Genomic DNA, 17,175 nt, shown 5'->3' on the forward strand with positions numbered 1-17,175 from the left:
GGCCCGAGGTTGCACATGCCATCAGCCGATTCTGTCTTCGACTACGTGGTCGTTGGTGCCGGTCCTGCCGGTTGCCTGCTGGCCAATCGTTTGTCCGCCGATCCTTCCTGCCGCGTGCTGCTGCTGGAGGCAGGTGGTCGCGACAACTATCCCTGGATCCACATTCCCGTCGGTTACCTCTACTGCATCGGCAACCCACGCACCGACTGGTGCTTCAGGACCGAGGCACAGCCTGGCCTGGGCGGTCGCGCACTGGGTTACCCACGGGGCAAGGTGCTAGGTGGCTGTTCTTCGATCAACGGCATGATCTACATGCGTGGCCAGGCCGCCGACTATGACCAGTGGGCTGAGCAAGGCAACGATGGCTGGGCCTGGAAAGACGTGCTGCCGCTGTTCAAGGCCAGCGAGAACCACTTTGCCGGCGCCAGCGAGCACCATGGCGCTGACGGCGAATGGCGAGTCGAGCGCCAGCGCTACAGCTGGCCAATTCTCGATGCTTTCCGCGATGCCGCCGAGCAAAGCGGTATCGGCAAGGTCGATGACTTCAACACCGGCGACAACGAGGGCTGTGGATACTTTCAGGTCAACCAGCGTAGCGGCGTGCGCTGGAATGCCTCCAAAGCTTTCCTGCGGCCTATCAAGGACCGCGCCAACCTCACGGTGCTGACCGGCGTTCAGGTTGAACAGGTACTGCTCAACAACACCCGCGCGCGGGCCGTGAAAGCGTTTTGGCAAGGCGCCTGGCATGAGTTTGCGGCGCGCCGTGAAATCATCCTCTGTGCGGGTGCGGTCGGCTCGCCCGGAATCTTGCAGCGCTCCGGCATTGGCCCGCGTCAGTTGCTGGAAACCTTGGGGATTGGCGTTCGGCACGACATGCCTGGCGTTGGTGGCAACCTGCAGGACCACCTGCAACTTCGGCTGATCTACCAGATCCGCAATACCCGCACCTTGAACCAGATGGCCAACAGCCTTTGGGGCAAGATGGGCATGGGCCTGCGCTACCTCTACGACCGCAGCGGTCCACTGGCCATGGCGCCAAGCCAGCTGGGCGCCTTCGTGCGTTCCAGCACCGACCAGGCCACCGCCAACCTGCAGTACCACGTGCAGCCGCTATCACTGGAGCGTTTCGGCGAACCGTTGCATCAGTTCCCGGCCTTTACTGCTTCGGTATGCAACCTGCGCCCGGCCAGCCGTGGGCGTATCGATATCTGCAGCACTGACATGAACAGTACGCCGCTGATCAACCCCAACTACCTCAGCGACCCGCAAGACCTGCGTGTCGCTGCCGATGCCATCCGCCTCACCCGGCGCATCGTCCAGGCCCCTGCCCTGGCGGCGTTCGAGCCTAAGGAATACCTGCCGGGCCCGGCCCTGCAATCCGAGGAGGAGCTGTTCGACGCTGCTGGCAAGATCGGCACCACCATCTTCCACCCGGTCGGTACCTGCCGCATGGGCAATGGTGCCATGGATGTTGTGGATAACCAGCTGCGCGTACACGGCATCCCCGGCCTGCGCGTGGCAGATGCCTCGATCATGCCGCAGATCACCTCCGGCAATACCTGTTCCCCCACCCTGATGATCGCCGAGAAGGCGGCGCAACTGATCCTCAAAGGAGCTGCTACCCAGACCTACTTGAACGAAGACGCGTTACCGACGCCCTGACCCGGGTGTGTGCAGTACCGGCGGCTTGCGGTCGAAAGCTGCCGACAGTGGAACAACAAGAATAATCACTGTGGCCTAAGGGCCGAGGACAGCAACGATGTCGGATTACATCCAAGAGCAGGGTGCGGCGGCCAGCAGCTCCAGCCGCCGTGAAGAGCGCAAGATCATTTTCGCGTCATCCCTTGGGACGGTTTTCGAGTGGTATGACTTTTTTCTCTATGGTGCGCTGGCAGCGGTCATCAGCAAGCAATTCTTCGCTGGTGTGAACGACACCACCGCCTTCATCTTTGCCCTGATGGCCTTTGCTGCGGGCTTTCTGGTACGGCCCTTCGGCGCGCTGGTGTTCGGCCGCCTGGGTGACATGATCGGGCGCAAGTACACCTTCCTGGTCACCATCGTGCTGATGGGCCTGTCCACTTTCGCGGTGGGGTTGTTGCCTACCTACGCCAGCATTGGCATTGCCGCACCGATCATTCTGGTAATCCTGCGCATGTTGCAGGGGCTGGCGCTGGGCGGCGAATATGGCGGTGCGGCCACTTACGTGGCCGAGCATGCGCCCCCCGGCAAGCGTGGCTTCCACACCGGTTTCATCCAATCCACTGCAACCTTGGGTCTGTTGTTGTCGCTGCTGGTGGTACTGGGCAGCCGCTACATCAGTGGTGACCAGTTCGAAACCTGGGGCTGGCGCCTGCCGTTCCTGCTGTCGATCGTGCTACTGGCCATTTCCACCTGGATCCGCATGAGCATGCACGAATCGCCTGCGTTCGTGAAAATGAAGGCCCAGGGCAAGATCAGCAAGTCGCCGATCCGTGAGTCGTTCACTTCCTGGCCAAACCTGAAAGTGGTGCTCACCGCACTGTTCAGCATCAACGCCGGCCAAGCCGTGACCTTTTACACGGCACAGTTCTACGTGCTGTTCTTCATGACTCAGATGCTGAAGATGGACCCCGCCCAAGCCAACACCCTGTTGATTATCAGTGTGGTGATCGGTGCGCCATTCTTCGTGTTCTTCGGCTGGCTGTCGGACCGCATCGGCCGCAAGCCAATCCTGATGCTCGGCCTGCTGTTGGCCACGGTGCTGTACTTCCCGCTGTTCAAGGCCCTGAGCCATTACGCCAACCCACAAATTGACGCCGCGAGCCGTCAGGCGCCGATCGTGGTTACCGCCGACCCGCAAAGCTGCACCTTCCAGTTCGACCCCGTGGGCAAGGCACGTTTCGACAGCCCGTGCGACAAGGTCAAGACCTTCCTGGTGAAGCAGGGCCTGCCGTACAGCTCGGTAAGCGTGGCCGGCAGCGATGTGGTGGTGAACATTGGTGAAAAGACCATCAACGGCTTCGACGAAACCGCCATGCGCTCTGCAATCGAGCAGGCGGGCTACCCGGCCAAGGCCGACCCTGAGCAGGTCAACCAGGTGATGGTGGTGGTGCTGATCGTGGCGATGATCCTGATCGCGACCATGACCTATGGCCCGTTGGCGGCGGTGATGGTCGAGCTGTTCCCGACCCGTATCCGCTACACCTCGATGTCGCTGCCCTATCACATAGGCAATGGCTGGTTCGGTGGCTTCCTGCCGACCGTATCGTTCGCGCTGGTGGTCTATACCGGGGATATCTTCTACGGGCTGTGGTACCCGGTGCTGGTGACCGGTATCAGTCTGGTGGTGGGGATCTTCTGCCTGAAAGAAACCAAGGACGTCGATATCGACAAAGTCTGATGCTGTCTGCATGCCATAAAAAAACCGGCTGTAAAAGCCGGTTTTTTTATGCCTCGAAAAAACTTATGCACGATTTTCAAGAAAATGTAATGCACAGAAATAAACAGATAATTCAAACACTTAGAGATCACTTTAAGCATTTGATGGAAAAATTGCTCACAAGTTATCCACAGATGATCAGGCCATCTGCTCCTGGGGCTTTTCCGCAGCTGGTGGCAGCGAGCCCATGGCCCGCTGGGTTGCCTCGTTCCACGCCGCAGCGCGGTCGTTGAGCTCGGCGATAGCACGTGGCCCGGTACCATTGGCGTACATCGGCTCGCCAATGACCACCTCGATGGTACCGGCACGCTTGCCCCAACCGGTCTTCGGCCAGAACTTGCCGGCGTTGTGGGCAATTGGCAGCACCGGCAACCCGGCATTCACAGCCAGTGCGGTGCCGCCGCGGGAGAACTTGCCGATCGTACCGAATGGCACGCGTGTACCTTCCGGGAAAATCAGCACCCAGGTTTTCTGCTTGAGCAGCTCGTCACCCTTGCTCGCCACCTGGCGCAGCGCTTCCTTGGGGTTGTCGCGGTTGATGGCGATCGGCCGCAGCATGGCCATGGCCCAGCCGAAAAACGGCACGTACAGCAGCTCGCGCTTGAGCACCTGGCTAAGCGGTGAGAAGTACTGGGACAGGAAGAAGGTTTCCCAGGTGCTTTGGTGATTGGACAGAATCACGCAAGGCTCATCCGGTACGTTCTCGGCGCCAGTGATCTTGTAGTCGATACCCAGGATGGTACGCACCAGAAACAGCGCGCAGCGGCACCAGTACACGTTGATGAACTTGTAGCGCTTGGGGAACGACAGGAATGGCGCGATGAAGAAGCTCAGCGAGCACCACAGCAGCGAACTGGTGCCCAGCAGCAGGTAAAAAAGAAAGATTCTGATCGCCTGCAGGATCGACATAGTGGCTTGTACCATTGCGGGGCATGCCCGCCTGAGAAAAATGCGCCCGAAGGCGCACTGTTTAAATTAGTTCTCTGGCGATAGCTGCCAGATCGTCGAAAATCAGTGTAGTTTCCGGGACGCCTTTTTCCAGGGTCCGCTCGCCCTTGCCGGTTTTCACCAACACGGGCTGTGCACCGACGGCCAGGGCAGCCTCCAGGTCACCTTTGCTGTCGCCGACGAACCAGACGCCTTCAAGGCCGGCCTGGTAATGCGCGGCGATCGCCCGCAGCATGCCAGGCTTGGGCTTGCGGCAATCGCAGCCTTCGTCTGGCCCGTGCGGGCAATACACGATGTGGCCGACTTCGCCACCCTGCTCGGCCACCAGCGCACGCAGGCGCGCGTGCATGGCTTCGAGGGTTGCCAGCGGGTAATAGCCACGGGCAATGCCGGACTGGTTGGTGGCCACAGCCACCGTCCAGCCGGCCTTGCTCAACTGCGCGATCGCTTCGACCGAGCCTGGGATCGGCACCCACTCTTCCAGCGTCTTGATGTAGGCGTCGGAGTCGTAGTTGATCACCCCGTCACGGTCGAGAATCAGCAGTTTCAAGGCTTACCCCAGCAGCGAAATGTCGGCCACGCCCAGGAACAGGCCGCGCAGGCGGCTGAGCAGGGCATAACGGTTGGCACGTACCTTGGCGTCTTCGGCGTTCACCATCACCGCCTCGAAGAAGGCATCGACCGGGTCACGCAGGGCGGCCAGGCGGGCCAGCGATTCGCTGTACTGGCGTGCAGCAGCCATCGGTTGCACGGCCTGATCGGCCTGCTGGATGGCCGAGTACAGGGAGAACTCGTTGGCGTTGTCGAAGTACTTCGGCTCGACCTGTTCGGCGATGGCGCCTTCAGCCTTGCTCAGCAGGTTCGATACACGCTTGTTCACCGCGGCCAGGGCTTCGGCTTCCGGCAGCTTGCGGAAGGCCTGCACGGCCTGCACGCGCTGGTCGAAGTCCAGGGCCGAGCCTGGCTGCAGGGCACGTACCGACAGGTAAGTGGCGACGTCGATGCCTTCGTCTTCGTAACGCGCACGCAGGCGGTCGAAGATGAACTCCAGCACCTGCTCCGCCAGGCCAGCGGCCTTGACCTTGGCACCGAACTGCTTGACCGCGAACTCGACCGCACCGGTCAGGTTCAGGTCCAGCTGCTTCTCGATCAGGATACGCAGCACGCCCAGCGCGGCACGGCGCAGGGCATACGGGTCCTTGCTGCCGGTAGGCAGCATACCGATGCCGAAGATGCCGACCAGGGTGTCGAGCTTGTCGGCGATGGCCACGGCAGCACCGGTGAGGGTCTGCGGCAGCTCGGCGCCAGCACCGCGCGGCATGTACTGCTCGTTCAGGGCCAGGGCAACGTCTTGCGGCTCACCGTCGTTGAGCGCGTAGTAGTAACCGGCAACACCCTGCATTTCAGGGAATTCGCCGACCATTTCGGTGGCCAGGTCGCACTTGGACAGCAGGCCCGCACGGCCGGCACGCTGGGCGTCGCCACCGATCAGCGGGGCGATGAAGGCAGCCAGCTTGGAAACACGCTCGGCCTTGTCGTACACGGTGCCCAGTTGAGCCTGGAACACCACGTTTTTCAGGCGCTCGTTGAAGGTTTCCAGCGGCTGCTTCTTGTCTTGCTTGAAGAAGAACTCGGCGTCGGTCAGGCGAGGGCGCACGACCTTCTCGTTGCCTTGCACGATCTGCTTCGGGTCGCGGCTTTCGACGTTGGCCACGGTGATGAAGCGCGGCAGCAGCTTGCCCTCGTTGTCCAGCAGGCAGAAGTACTTCTGGTTGTCCTGCATGGTGGTAATCAGGGCTTCCTGCGGCACCTCGAGGAAACGCTCCTCGAACGAGCACACCAGCGGCACTGGCCACTCGACCAGGGCGGTCACTTCGTCCAGCAGCGCCGGCGGCACGATGGCCGTGCCTTCCTGCTGCATGGCAAGCTCGGCGGTACGCTTGCTGATCAGCTCGCGGCGCTCGGCGAAGTCCGCCAGCACGTAGGCTTTGCGCAGGTCTTCGACGTAGTTGGCCGGGGTGGTGATCACCACGTTTTCCGGGTGGTGGAAGCGGTGACCACGGGATTCACGGCCGGCCTTCTGCGACAGGATAGTGCAGTCGACCACCTGGTCGCCCAGCAGCATCACCAACCATTGGGTTGGGCGCACGAACTCTTCACGGCTAGCCGCCCAGCGCATGCGCTTGGGGATCGGCAGGTCGTTGAGCGAATCCTCGATGATGGTCGGCAGCAGGCTGGCAGTGGCCTTGCCCGGGATGTGCTGGGAGAAGCGTAGCTTGGCGCCGCTCTGGTCGATTTCGGCCAGCTCTACGCCGCACTTCTTGGCAAAGCCCAAGGCTGCCTGGGTCGGCTCGCCGTCTTTGAAAGCAGCCTGCATGGGCGGGCCGTCGATGTTGATGCTGCGGTCAGGCTGCTGCACGTCCAGCTGGCGGATCAGCACGGCCAGGCGACGTGGCGCGGCGTACACCTGCTTGCCGGTGTAGTTCAGGCCAGCGGCCTGCAGGCCTTTCTCGATGCCGGCCAGGAAGGCGTCGCCGAGGCTGGCGAGGGCCTTGGGTGGCAGCTCTTCGGTGCCCAGTTCTACCAGGAAATCTTGAGCACTCATTGTGCAGCCTCCAGCTTAGCCAACACTTCGTCACGCAGTTCAGGGGTGGCCATCGGGAAGCCCAGGCGTGCGCGGGCTTGCAGATAGCTTTGCGCCACGTCCCGGGCCAGGGTACGTACACGCAGGATGTAACGCTGGCGCTCGGTTACCGAGATGGCGCGGCGGGCGTCCAGCAGGTTGAAGGTGTGCGAGGCCTTCAGGACCATTTCGTAGGTCGGCAACGGCAGGTCCAGCTTGATCAGGCGGTTGGCTTCGCTTTCGTAGAAGTCGAACAGTTCGAACAGCTTGTCGACGTTGGCGTGTTCGAAGTTGTAGGTCGACTGCTCCACTTCGTTCTGGTGGAACACATCGCCATAGGTGACTTTGCCGAACGGGCCGTCGGCCCACACCAGGTCGTACACCGAGTCCACGCCCTGAATGTACATGGCCAGGCGCTCCAGGCCGTAGGTGATTTCACCGGTAACCGGGTAGCACTCGATGCCGCCTACCTGCTGGAAGTAGGTGAACTGGGTGACTTCCATGCCGTTCAGCCAGATTTCCCAGCCCAGACCCCAGGCGCCGAGGGTCGGCGATTCCCAGTTGTCTTCGACGAAGCGGATGTCGTGCACCAGCGGGTCCAGGCCGATGGCTTTCAGCGAGCCGAGGTACAGCTCCTGGAAGTTGGCCGGGTTGGGCTTGAGCACTACCTGGAACTGGTAGTAGTGCTGCAGGCGGTTTGGGTTTTCGCCATACCGCCCGTCGGCAGGGCGACGGCTAGGCTGCACGTAGGCGGCGTTCCAGGTCTCTGGGCCGACGGCGCGCAGGAACGTGGCGGTATGGAAAGTGCCGGCGCCTACTTCCATATCGTAGGGCTGAAGCACCACACAACCTTGAGCTGCCCAGTAGTTCTGCAGGGCGAGGATCAGGTCTTGGAAGGTACGCACGGCTGGCGTAGGCTGGCTCACGAAATTCACCTGTATCTGGGGATGCGGATGTAAAGAGCGGGAGTATAACCTGATTCGCCTCGCCCTCTACTCATTGGAGCCTTATGCCACGCTGCTTTTGGTGTACCGACGATCCGTTGTACCAGGCCTACCATGACCAGGAATGGGGAACGCCCCAGCGTGACCCGGCGTTGCTCTTCGAGATGCTTTTGCTCGAAGGGTTCCAGGCCGGGCTTTCGTGGATCACCGTTTTGCGCAAACGCGAGCGTTATCGCCAGGTGATGTACGGCTTCGACCCGGTGAAACTGGCCGCCATGAGCGACGAACGCATCGAAGAACTGATGCAAGATGCCGGCATCATTCGCAATCGCCTCAAGCTCAAGGCTGCGCGGCGCAACGCGCAAGCCTGGCTGGCTGTGGATAACCCTGCGCAATGGCTGTGGTCGTTCGTCGGCGGCGAGCCGAAGATCAACCACTTCAAGGGGCGCGGCGAAGTGCCGGCTGTCACCGACGAAGCCACGGCCATGAGCAAGGCCCTGCAGAAGGCCGGTTTCACCTTCGTCGGCCCGACCATCTGCTACGCCTTCATGCAGGCCACCGGCATGGTCATGGACCACACCACCGATTGCGATCGCTACGCCGCCTTGTTGCGCTGAGGGGTTACAATGCGCGCCTTGCTGAAATAAGGAATTCGCCTGTGGAAAAGTTCAAGGGCGCCCTGATGGTCGGGGTGCTGCGCCTGTTTGCCAAGCTGCCCTGGGGCGCTGTACAGCGCGTCGGCGCGGGTATTGGCTGGCTGATGTGGAAAGTCCCCAACGGTTCGCGCAACGTGGTGCGGATCAACCTGGCCAAGTGTTTCCCCGAGATGGACCCGGTTGCCCGTGAGCAGCTGGTTGGCCAGGCGCTGCGGGATATCGGCAAATCCTTTGTCGAAAGTGCCTGTGCCTGGATCTGGCCGCCGCAGCGTTCGCTGGAGCTGGTCAAGGAAGTGCACGGCCTGGAAGTGCTGGAGCAGGCCCTGGCCTCGGGCAAGGGCGTGGTGGGTATTACCAGCCACCTGGGCAACTGGGAAGTGCTGAACCACTTCTACTGTAACCAGTGCAAACCAATCATCTTCTACCGCCCGCCAAAGCTGAAGGCGGTGGATGACCTGCTGCGTGAGCAGCGCGTGCAGATGGGCAACCGCGTAGCGCCTTCGACCAAGGAAGGCATCCTCAGCGTGATCAAGGAAGTGCGCCGTGGTGGCCAGGTGGGCATTCCTGCCGACCCGGAGCCTGCGGAATCGGCAGGGGTGTTCGTGCCGTTCCTGGGCACCCAGGCGCTGACCAGCAAGTTCGTGCCTAACATGCTGGCGGGTGGCAAGGCGGTGGGGGTGTTTCTGCATGCGCTGCGGCTGCCGGATGGTTCGGGCTTCAAGGTGTTTCTGGAGGCGGCGCCCGAGGAGATGTACAGCACCGACGTCAACGTGTCGGCGGCGGCGATGAGCAAGGTAGTCGAACGCTATGTGCGCGAGTACCCGAGCCAGTACATGTGGAGCATGAAGCGCTTCAAGAAGCGACCGGCTGGCGAGCCGCGCTGGTATTGAGATTTTTGGGGGCGCTTTGCGCCCCTTTCGCGACACAAGGCCGCTCCTACAAAGGATGGCGGTCACCTGTAGGAGCGGCCTTGTGTCGCGATGGGCTGCAAAGCAGCCCAGACAATCTCAGACCTTGTTGAGCTTCTTGAGGAACACGGTCATCTCTTTCTCGGCCTGCTTGTCCCCATGGGCCTGCGCCGCCACGATTCCGTCTTCCCAGGCCTTGCGTGCTGCCGTCAGGTCACCCTGCAACTGATACGCCTTGCCCAGCAGCTTCCACGCTGCGGAATATTTCGGGTCCTGCTCAACACAGCGCGCCAGGTGCACCGCCGCTTCAACGCCGTTGCCTTCATCCAGCCAAGCCTTGCCCAGCCCAAACCTGAGCAGCGGGTTATCCACACCCTTGGCCAGCATCTTCTCCAGCGATTCGCGCATGCCCTCTTCTCCTAGAAGAAACTCAAGCCGACGTGGAACAGCTTTTCCACATCGCGAATATGCTTTTTATCCACAACGAACAGGATCACATGGTCCCCCGATTCGATCATGGTGTCGTCGTGGGCGATCATCACTTCTTCGTCACGGATGATCGCACCGATCGTGGTACCCGGTGGCAGGGCGATGTCTTCGATGGCCTTGCCGACCACCTTGCTCGACTTCGAATCCCCGTGCGCCACGGCCTCGATGGCCTCGGCCGCGCCGCGGCGCAGCGAATGCACGCTGACGATGTCGCCCCGGCGCACGTGCGCCAGCAGGGTGCCGATGGTTGCCAGCTGCGGGCTGATGGCGATGTCGATATCGCCGCCCTGCACCAGGTCGACATAGGCCGGGTTGTTGATGATGGTCATCACCTTGCCCGCACCCAGGCGCTTGGCCAGCAGCGACGACATGATGTTGGCTTCGTCGTCGTTGGTCAGGGCCAGGAAAATATCGGCATCGGCGATGTTCTCTTCGAGCATCAGGTCCTTGTCCGAGGCACTGCCCTGGAGCACCACAGTGCTTTCCAGGGTATCGGACAGGTGCCGGCAACGGGCCGGGCTCATCTCGATGATCTTCACCTGGTAGCGGCTTTCGATGGCTTCGGCCAGACGCTCGCCGATCTGCCCGCCGCCGGCGATGACAATGCGCTTGTTGGTTTCGTCGATGCGCCGCAGTTCGCCCATCACGGCGCGAATGTCCTTTTTGGCGGCGATGAAGAACACTTCGTCGTCAGCCTCGATCACTGTGTCGCCACGCGGAGTGATCGGCCGGTCGCGGCGGAAGATGGCCGCCACGCGGGTGTCGACGTTGGGCATGTGCGCACGTATCTGGCGCAGTTGCTGGCCGACCAGCGGGCCGCCGTAGTAGGCCTTTACCGCCACCAACTGGGCCTTTCCTTCGGCGAAGTCGATTACTTGCAGCGAGCCTGGGTGTTCGATCAGGCGCTTGATGTAGTTGGTCACCACCTGCTCGGGGCTGATCAGCACGTCCACCGGGATGTGGTCGTTGTCGAACAGCTCTTCGCGGGTCAGGTAGGACGATTCACGCACCCGGGCGATCTTGGTCGGGGTGTGGAACAACGAATAGGCCACCTGGCAGGCGACCATGTTGGTTTCGTCGCTGTTGGTGACCGCCACCAGCATGTCGGCGTCGTCGGCACCGGCCTGGCGCAGCACCGTCGGCAGCGAGCCGCGGCCCTGCACGGTACGGATGTCCAGGCGATCGCCGAGGTCGCGCAGGCGGTCGCCGTCTGTATCGACCACGGTAATGTCGTTCGCTTCGCTGGCCAGGTGCTCTGCCAGCGTACCGCCTACCTGCCCTGCGCCAAGGATGATGATCTTCATCCGCTACTCCCTACCCTGTGTGCTTATCCGCGTGAGGCGGCGATCTTGATCAGCTTGGCATAGTAGAAGCCGTCGTGGCCGCCTTCCTGGGCCAGCAACTGGCGGCCGTGGGGCTGGCGCAGGCCGGCCTCGGTGGCCAGGTCCAGCTCACGGGCACCTGGGGTGCGGGCGAGGAAAGCGTCGATTACTTCGGTGTTCTCGGTCGGCAGGCTGGAGCAGGTGGCGTACAACAGCATGCCGCCTACTTCCAGGGTTGGCCACAGGGCGTCGAGCAGCTCGCCTTGCAGCGCTGCCAGGGCCGGGATGTCGTCGGCCTGGCGGGTCAGCTTGATGTCTGGGTGACGGCGGATCACGCCGGTGGCCGAGCATGGCGCGTCGAGCAGGATGCGCTGGAACGGTTTGCCATCCCACCAGCTGGCGGTGTCGCGGGCATCGCAGGCGATCAGCTCGGCGTCGAGCTTGAGGCGGTCGAGGTTTTCGCGCACGCGGATCAGGCGTTTGGCTTCGAGGTCGATGGCCACGACGTGGGCCAGGCCGGCTTCGGCCTCCAGCAAGTGGCAGGTTTTGCCGCCCGGTGCGCAGCAGGCGTCCAGCACGCGCTGGCCGGGGGCCAGTTCGAGCAGGTCGGCGGACAGCTGCGCGGCTTCGTCCTGCACACTCACCCAGCCCTCGGCGAAGCCTGGCAAGCCGCGCACGTCACAGGCCTCGGCCAGCACGATGCCGTCACGGCTGTACTGGCAGGCGCTGGCGCCAATGCCCGCTTCGGCCAGCAGTGCCAGGTAGGCATCGCGGCTGTGGTGACGGCGGTTGACCCGCAGAATCATCGGCGGGTGGGCGTTGTTGGCGGCGCAGATGGCTTCCCATTGCTCGGGCCAGAACGCTTTCAGCGCCTTCTGCAGCCAGCGCGGGTGGGCGGTACGCACCACTGGGTCGCGCTCCATGCTGGCGAGCAGTTCCTCGCCTTCGCGCTGGGCACGGCGCAGCACGGCATTGAGCAGGCCCTTGGCCCATGGCTTCTTCAGCTTGTCGGCACAGCCCACGGTTTCGCCGATGGCGGCGTGGGCCGGAATGCGGGTGTAGAACAGCTGGTACAGGCCAACCAGCAGCAGCGCCTGAACATCGGCGTCGGCGGCCTTGAAGGGCTTTTGCAGCAGTTGGGCGGCCAGCAGGTCGAGGCGTGGTTGCCAGCGCGCGGTGCCGAACGCCAGGTCCTGGGTCAGGCCACGGTCGCGTTCGTCGACCTTGTCCAGTTGGGCCGGCAGCGAGCTGTTCAGCGAGGCCTTGCCGCTAAGCACAGCGGCAAGGGCACGGGCGGCAGCGAGGCGTGGGTTCATTGGCCCAGCACCTTGCCGGCGGCGAACTTCTCGCGGCGGCTGTTGAACAGGTCGCTGAAGCTCAGCGCCTTGCCGCCAGGCAATTGCAGGCGGGTCAGGCTCAGCGCCTGGTCACCGCAAGCAACGACGAGACCGTCCTTGCTGGCGGAAAGGATTTCGCCCGGGGCGCCCTTGCCTGTGGACAAGTTGGCGGCCAGCACCTTCACGCTTTCGCCATCGAGGGTGCTGTGGCACACGGGCCACGGGTTGAAGGCGCGGATCAGGCGCTCCAGCTCGACGGCCGGGCGGCTCCAGTCGATGCGCGCCTCGTCCTTGTTCAGTTTGTGTGCGTAGGTCGCCAGGGCATCATCCTGTACTTCACCTTGCAGCGAGCCGTCGGCCAGGCCGGCGATGGCCTGTACGACGGCAGGCGGGCCCATCTCGGCCAGGCGGTCGTGCAAGGTGCCGCCGGTGTCGTCGGCACTGATCGGGGTGACGACCTTGAGCAGCATCGGGCCGGTGTCCAGGCCAGCTTCCATACGCATCACGGTTACGCCGCTCTCGGCGTCGCCGGCTTCCACGGCGCGCTGGATCGGTGCCGCACCGCGCCAGCGTGGCAGCAGAGAAGCGTGGCTGTTGATGCAGCCCAGGCGCGGGATATCCAGCACCGCCTGCGGCAGGATCAGGCCGTAGGCGACCACCACCATCAGGTCTGGCTTCAATGCGGCCAGTTCGGCCTGGGCATCGGCGTTGCGCAGGGTCTGCGGCTGGAACACCGGGATGTCATGGGCCACGGCCAGTGCCTTGACCGCACTTGGCATGAGCTTCTGGCCACGGCCGGCTGGGCGGTCGGGCTGGGTGTAGACGGCCACGATCTCGTAGGGGCTGTCGAGCAGGGCCTTGAGGTGTTCGGCGGCAAACTCTGGAGTGCCTGCAAAGACGATGCGCATGGAGTTCTCGCTTCAAAAAAGAAAAAGGCTTGCCGGAGCAAGCCTTCTGGAAGGTGGGGATCAGGCTTGCTGGCGGTGCTGCTTTTCCAGTTTCTTCTTGATCCGGTCGCGTTTGAGCTGCGACAGGTAGTCAACGAACAGCTTGCCGTTGAGGTGATCGAATTCGTGCTGCACGCACACCGCCAACAGGCCTTCGCATTCCAGCTCGAACGGCTTGCCGTCGCGGTCCTGGGCCTTGACCCGAACACGCAGCGGGCGGTCGACGTTCTCGTAGAAGCCGGGCACCGACAGGCAACCTTCCTGGTACTGGCCCATGTCGTGGGTGAGTTCTTCGACCGTGGGGTTGATGAAGACGCGCGGCTCGCTGCGGTCTTCGCTGAGGTCCATGACCACGACCTGCAGGTGCACGTTGACCTGGGTGGCGGCCAGGCCGATACCAGGGGCTTCGTACATGGTTTCAAACATGTCGTCGATCAGCTGACGCAGGGCGTCGTCGAACTCCGTCACCGGTTTGGCGATAGTGCGCAGGCGCGGGTCCGGGAATTCGAGAATGTTCAAGATGGCCATAAGGTCAGGCAGTCACTGTGCGTTCGGTTGAAAACTGAGCACACATAATAAAGGGAAACGGGCATTTCGGCACCTGGCAAGCTCGTCTAGGGTGTCTATGGGCTTGATAGCCCCCAATCAATGGACAGCTTTTCAAAGTGTTACTCACAGAGTTATCCACAGGTTGTGCCACGTAAATGGCCCTGTTTCGATCAAGGACGATCCTCATGCCCCGTTACCATTCGTCGCTCTGCCCGCCTGCCGAACTTGAGGCGCGATTACGTCTGCATCGCCTGCCCGAGACAGGACTGCGACGTTTTCGCACCTTGCTCGATGCCTTCGGCAGTGCCTCTTGCGCGCTCAGTGCGCCCGGTGCGGCCTGGCGAGCGTTGGGCATCCCGCAAGCCACCATCGATGCCCGGCGCAGTGCCGAGGTACGAGATGGGGCGCTGGCCGCAATGGCCTGGTTAGAGCGCCCGGGCCAGCATTTGCTGATGTGGGACGACCCTGGCTACCCTGCCTTGCTGGCAGAAACCGACGATGCCCCGCCGCTGCTTTTCGTTGCGGGTGAACCGGCCTTGCTCGACCGCCCTCAGCTGGCCATCGTGGGCAGCAGACGTGCTACACCCCCGGCGCTCGACACTGCCCGGGCATTTTCCCGCTATCTCGCACAAGCCGGTTTCACCATTACCAGCGGGCTGGCGGTAGGTGTCGACGGTGCCGCTCATCGGGCCGCGTTGCAGGCCGGTGGGTGCACGATTGCCGTGCTCGGTACGGGGCTGCAAAAACTTTATCCACAGCGCCATCATGAGCTTGCGCAGGCGATGATCGACAATGGCAGTGCGCTGGTTTCCGAGTATCCGCTGGATGCCGGGCCACTGCCCGGCAATTTCCCACGGCGCAATCGCATCATCAGCGGCTTGTCGCTGGGGGTGTTGGTGGTCGAGGCCAGCCTGGCCAGCGGCTCGCTCATCACGGCGCGCCTGGCGGCCGAGCAAGGCCGCGAGGTGTATGCCATTCCGGGGTCCATTCACCACCCTGGTGCCAAGGGTTGTCACCAGCTGATCCGTGATGGGGCGCTGCTGGTGGAAAGTGTGGAGCAGATCCTGGAAAGCCTGAAGGGTTGGCAGAACTTGCCGCCTGCGGTTGCGGACAGGTTCGACCACCCCTTGCTTGCCCTGCTGCATGCAGCGCCGCAAACCAGCGAAAGCCTTGCGCACTGCTGCGAGCTGCCGTTGGCCGAAGTATTGGCGCAGCTGACCGAGCTGGAGTTGGAAGGCCGGGTCAGCAATGAAGCCGGGCGTTGGTTTGCCCGCGCGGGCTAAGTACACTGCTCACATGCTAGGTATATAGGCGGAGAAACAGTAATGGTGAGCAGTTTTCGTGTGCAACAAGCCGCACGTGAGATCCGGGCGGGCGCAGTAATCGCCTACCCGACGGAAGCGGTCTGGGGCCTTGGCTGCGATCCATGGAATGAGGACGCGGTGTATCGCCTGCTGGCGCTCAAGTCGCGGCCTGTGGATAAAGGACTGATCCTGATTGCCGACAACATCCGCCAGTTCGACTTCCTGTTCGAGGACTTCCCCGAAGACTGGATCGACCGCATGGGCAGCACTTGGCCGGGGCCCAATACCTGGCTGGTGCCGCACCAGGACCTGTTGCCAGAATGGGTGACCGGGCAGCATGACACCGTGGCGCTGCGGGTAAGCGATCACCCGGTGGTGCGTGAGCTGTGCGCGTTGGTGGGGCCGCTGATTTCTACCTCGTGCAACCCCGGCGGGCGCCCGGCAGCCAAGACCCGGTTGCGGGTGGAGCAGTACTTCCATGGCCAGCTGGACATGGTGCTGGGCGGTGCGCTGGGCGGGCGGAAGAACCCGAGTGTGATTCGCAACCTGGCAACCGGCGAAGTCGTGCGACCAGGTTGAGACAGATCTGCAAGCCTGGCGGATGACCCTGTAGGAGTGTTTTCACCCGCGAACACCGGCAATGCCGGTGCCACGCACCGCGGCTTCTTCTTCGCGGGTAAACCCGCTCCTACAGGTGACGTGTCTGTCTCAGGGGATCAGTACAGTCGACCCCACAGTCCTGCGCGCCGACAGCTCTGCCTGTGCCTTGGCCGCCTCGCTCAGCGGATACCGCTGCTGGATATCCACAACCAGCTTGCCACTGCCAATCATTGCAAACAGGTCATCGGCCATGGCCTGGGTGTTCTCGGCATTGTTGGCATAGGTGGCCAAGGTCGGCCGGGTCACATACAGCGAGCCCTTCTGCGCCAGAATCCCCAGGTTCACCCCGCTCACCGCGCCCGAGGCATTGCCGAAGCTCACCATCAGCCCACGTGGTTGCAGGCAGTCCAGCGAGGTCAGCCAGGTATCGGCGCCCACGCCGTCATACACCACCGGGCATTTCTTGCCGTCGGTCAGCTCCAGTACTCGCTTGGCCACATCTTCATGGCTGTAGTCGATGGTTTCCCATGCCCCCAGCGCCTTGGCCCGTTCGGCCTTCTCGGCAGAACTCACGGTACCGATCAGCTTGGCGCCCAGGGCCTTGGCCCACTGGCACGCCAACGAACCCACGCCACCCGCTGCCGCGTGGAACAGGATCACGTCGCCCGGTTTGACTTCATAGGTCTGCTTCAGCAGGTATTGCACGGTCAAACCCTTGAGCATCACCGCTGCCGCCTGCTCGAAGCTGATGTTGTCGGGCAGCTTGACCAGGTTGGCCTCCGGCAGCGTATGCACCTCGCTGTACGCACCCAGCGGCCCGCCGGCATGGGCCACGCGGTCACCCACTTTCAGCCGGGTCACGCCCTCGCCTACGGCCTCGACCACACCGGCCGCTTCTGTGCCCAGGCCAGAAGGCAGGGACGGCGGCGCATACAGCCCGCTGCGAAAATACGTGTCGATGAAGTTCAGGCCGATGGCATGGTTGCGCACACGCACCTGCTGCGGCCCGGGCGGGGCGGGTTCGAATTCCACAAACTGCAGCACTTCCGGGCCGCCATGCTGGCTGAACTGGATACGCTTGGCCATCTCGCACTCCTGTCGTCGGGATCGGGAAAGGCCTTCTATCGGAC

At 62.8% G+C, this 17,175-nt stretch carries 16 protein-coding genes; 6 read left to right on the forward strand and 10 right to left on the reverse strand.

Annotated features, from left to right (window positions below; genetic code table 11):
- Nucleotides 1–15 precede the first annotated feature (15 nt).
- Together ACNQP3_RS00065 and ACNQP3_RS00070 are read left to right on the forward strand one after the other, a co-directional pair.
- Nucleotides 16–1,662, forward strand: coding sequence for a GMC family oxidoreductase (locus ACNQP3_RS00065; protein ID WP_069943012.1), 1,647 nt, complete (start codon nt 16–18; stop codon nt 1,660–1,662).
- 97 nt (nt 1,663–1,759) lie between these two features.
- Nucleotides 1,760–3,379 carry an MFS transporter gene (locus ACNQP3_RS00070; RefSeq protein WP_060493246.1) on the forward strand — a complete coding sequence of 540 codons (1,620 nt, stop codon included), beginning with the start codon at nt 1,760–1,762 and terminating at the stop codon, nt 3,377–3,379.
- Nucleotides 3,380–3,556: 177 nt separating this feature from the next.
- Here ACNQP3_RS00070 and ACNQP3_RS00075 read toward each other — a convergent pair whose 3' ends face one another.
- From ACNQP3_RS00075 to glyQ, 4 genes are read right to left on the reverse strand one after another with little or no spacing between them, the layout of a single operon-like run.
- On the reverse strand, nt 3,557–4,342 hold the full coding sequence (locus ACNQP3_RS00075) for a lysophospholipid acyltransferase family protein (RefSeq protein ID WP_012269866.1): 786 nt from the start codon (nt 4,340–4,342) through the stop codon (nt 3,557–3,559).
- Nucleotides 4,343–4,388: 46 nt separating this feature from the next.
- Entirely contained in the window at nt 4,389–4,916 is a 528-nt protein-coding gene (gene gmhB / locus ACNQP3_RS00080; RefSeq protein ID WP_012269867.1) for a D-glycero-beta-D-manno-heptose 1,7-bisphosphate 7-phosphatase, read from the reverse strand.
- Nucleotides 4,917–4,919: 3 nt separating this feature from the next.
- On the reverse strand, nt 4,920–6,971 hold the full coding sequence (gene glyS, locus ACNQP3_RS00085; RefSeq protein ID WP_264316687.1) for a glycine--tRNA ligase subunit beta: 2,052 nt from the start codon (nt 6,969–6,971) through the stop codon (nt 4,920–4,922).
- Nucleotides 6,968–7,915 (reverse strand): glycine--tRNA ligase subunit alpha, encoded by a 948-nt coding sequence (gene glyQ, locus ACNQP3_RS00090; protein ID WP_012269869.1) that lies wholly within the window; start codon nt 7,913–7,915, stop codon nt 6,968–6,970. The genes glyS and glyQ overlap by 4 nt, the downstream gene beginning before the upstream one ends.
- An 83-nt stretch (nt 7,916–7,998) precedes the next feature.
- Here glyQ and ACNQP3_RS00095 point away from each other — a divergent pair, with 83 nt between their 5' ends.
- Both ACNQP3_RS00095 and ACNQP3_RS00100 read left to right on the forward strand, forming a co-directional pair.
- Nucleotides 7,999–8,550 (forward strand): DNA-3-methyladenine glycosylase I, encoded by a 552-nt coding sequence (locus ACNQP3_RS00095; protein WP_012269870.1) that lies wholly within the window; start codon nt 7,999–8,001, stop codon nt 8,548–8,550.
- A 41-nt stretch (nt 8,551–8,591) separates the two neighbouring features.
- Entirely contained in the window at nt 8,592–9,479 is an 888-nt protein-coding gene (locus ACNQP3_RS00100; RefSeq protein WP_012269871.1) for a lysophospholipid acyltransferase, read from the forward strand.
- Nucleotides 9,480–9,596: 117 nt separating this feature from the next.
- On the opposite strand, the gene ACNQP3_RS00105 is transcribed toward ACNQP3_RS00100, so the two are convergent.
- From ACNQP3_RS00105 to def, 5 genes are read right to left on the reverse strand one after another with little or no spacing between them, the layout of a single operon-like run.
- The gene (locus tag ACNQP3_RS00105; RefSeq protein WP_012269872.1) at nt 9,597–9,905 is read right to left on the reverse strand and encodes a tetratricopeptide repeat protein; all 309 of its coding nucleotides are present in this window, start codon (nt 9,903–9,905) and stop codon (nt 9,597–9,599) included.
- Nucleotides 9,906–9,916: 11 nt separating this feature from the next.
- Nucleotides 9,917–11,290 (reverse strand): Trk system potassium transporter TrkA, encoded by a 1,374-nt coding sequence (trkA, locus tag ACNQP3_RS00110; RefSeq protein WP_012269873.1) that lies wholly within the window; start codon nt 11,288–11,290, stop codon nt 9,917–9,919.
- A 23-nt stretch (nt 11,291–11,313) separates the two neighbouring features.
- On the reverse strand, nt 11,314–12,624 hold the full coding sequence (gene rsmB / locus ACNQP3_RS00115) for a 16S rRNA (cytosine(967)-C(5))-methyltransferase RsmB (RefSeq protein WP_060515214.1): 1,311 nt from the start codon (nt 12,622–12,624) through the stop codon (nt 11,314–11,316).
- A complete protein-coding gene (gene fmt, locus ACNQP3_RS00120) occupies nt 12,621–13,553 on the reverse strand; it encodes a methionyl-tRNA formyltransferase (RefSeq protein ID WP_012269875.1) in 933 nt (310 codons plus the stop codon). The genes rsmB and fmt overlap by 4 nt, the downstream gene beginning before the upstream one ends.
- 60 nt (nt 13,554–13,613) lie before the next feature.
- Entirely contained in the window at nt 13,614–14,120 is a 507-nt protein-coding gene (gene def, locus ACNQP3_RS00125; protein WP_012269876.1) for a peptide deformylase, read from the reverse strand.
- Nucleotides 14,121–14,326: 206 nt separating this feature from the next.
- Between def and dprA the strand changes: the two genes are divergently transcribed.
- On the forward strand, nt 14,327–15,424 hold the full coding sequence (dprA, locus tag ACNQP3_RS00130; protein WP_060493244.1) for a DNA-processing protein DprA: 1,098 nt from the start codon (nt 14,327–14,329) through the stop codon (nt 15,422–15,424).
- Nucleotides 15,425–15,466: 42 nt separating this feature from the next.
- Complete coding sequence (locus ACNQP3_RS00135; RefSeq protein ID WP_060493243.1) at nt 15,467–16,024, forward strand: L-threonylcarbamoyladenylate synthase; 558 nt, start codon at nt 15,467–15,469, stop codon at nt 16,022–16,024.
- A gap of 129 nt (nt 16,025–16,153) precedes the next feature.
- On the opposite strand, the gene ACNQP3_RS00140 is transcribed toward ACNQP3_RS00135, so the two are convergent.
- Nucleotides 16,154–17,131: an NADPH:quinone reductase gene (locus ACNQP3_RS00140; RefSeq protein WP_060493242.1), complete on the reverse strand. Its 978-nt coding sequence runs from the start codon at nt 17,129–17,131 to the stop codon at nt 16,154–16,156.
- Between the last annotated feature and the right edge of the window lie 44 nt (nt 17,132–17,175).

Origin of the sequence: Pseudomonas sp. LFS074 (genome assembly GCF_047978165.1) — a bacterium.
GTDB lineage: Bacteria > Pseudomonadota > Gammaproteobacteria > Pseudomonadales > Pseudomonadaceae > Aquipseudomonas > Aquipseudomonas putida_P.

Bases quoted from the DNA above. Each gene is read 5' to 3' on its own strand.
- glyS (WP_264316687.1), bottom strand. From the start codon at position 6,971: ATGAGTGCTCAAGATTTCCTGGTAGAACTGGGCACCGAAGAGCTGCCA.
- ACNQP3_RS00065 (WP_069943012.1), top strand. From the start codon at position 16: ATGCCATCAGCCGATTCTGTCTTCGACTACGTGGTCGTTGGTGCCGGT.
- ACNQP3_RS00070 (WP_060493246.1), top strand. From the start codon at position 1,760: ATGTCGGATTACATCCAAGAGCAGGGTGCGGCGGCCAGCAGCTCCAGC.
- trkA (WP_012269873.1), bottom strand. From the start codon at position 11,290: ATGAAGATCATCATCCTTGGCGCAGGGCAGGTAGGCGGTACGCTGGCA.
- ACNQP3_RS00135 (WP_060493243.1), top strand. From the start codon at position 15,467: ATGGTGAGCAGTTTTCGTGTGCAACAAGCCGCACGTGAGATCCGGGCG.
- dprA (WP_060493244.1), top strand. From the start codon at position 14,327: ATGCCCCGTTACCATTCGTCGCTCTGCCCGCCTGCCGAACTTGAGGCG.
- def (WP_012269876.1), bottom strand. From the start codon at position 14,120: ATGGCCATCTTGAACATTCTCGAATTCCCGGACCCGCGCCTGCGCACT.
- fmt (WP_012269875.1), bottom strand. From the start codon at position 13,553: ATGCGCATCGTCTTTGCAGGCACTCCAGAGTTTGCCGCCGAACACCTC.
- ACNQP3_RS00075 (WP_012269866.1), bottom strand. From the start codon at position 4,342: ATGGTACAAGCCACTATGTCGATCCTGCAGGCGATCAGAATCTTTCTT.
- ACNQP3_RS00095 (WP_012269870.1), top strand. From the start codon at position 7,999: ATGCCACGCTGCTTTTGGTGTACCGACGATCCGTTGTACCAGGCCTAC.
- ACNQP3_RS00105 (WP_012269872.1), bottom strand. From the start codon at position 9,905: ATGCGCGAATCGCTGGAGAAGATGCTGGCCAAGGGTGTGGATAACCCG.
- ACNQP3_RS00140 (WP_060493242.1), bottom strand. From the start codon at position 17,131: ATGGCCAAGCGTATCCAGTTCAGCCAGCATGGCGGCCCGGAAGTGCTG.
- rsmB (WP_060515214.1), bottom strand. From the start codon at position 12,624: ATGAACCCACGCCTCGCTGCCGCCCGTGCCCTTGCCGCTGTGCTTAGC.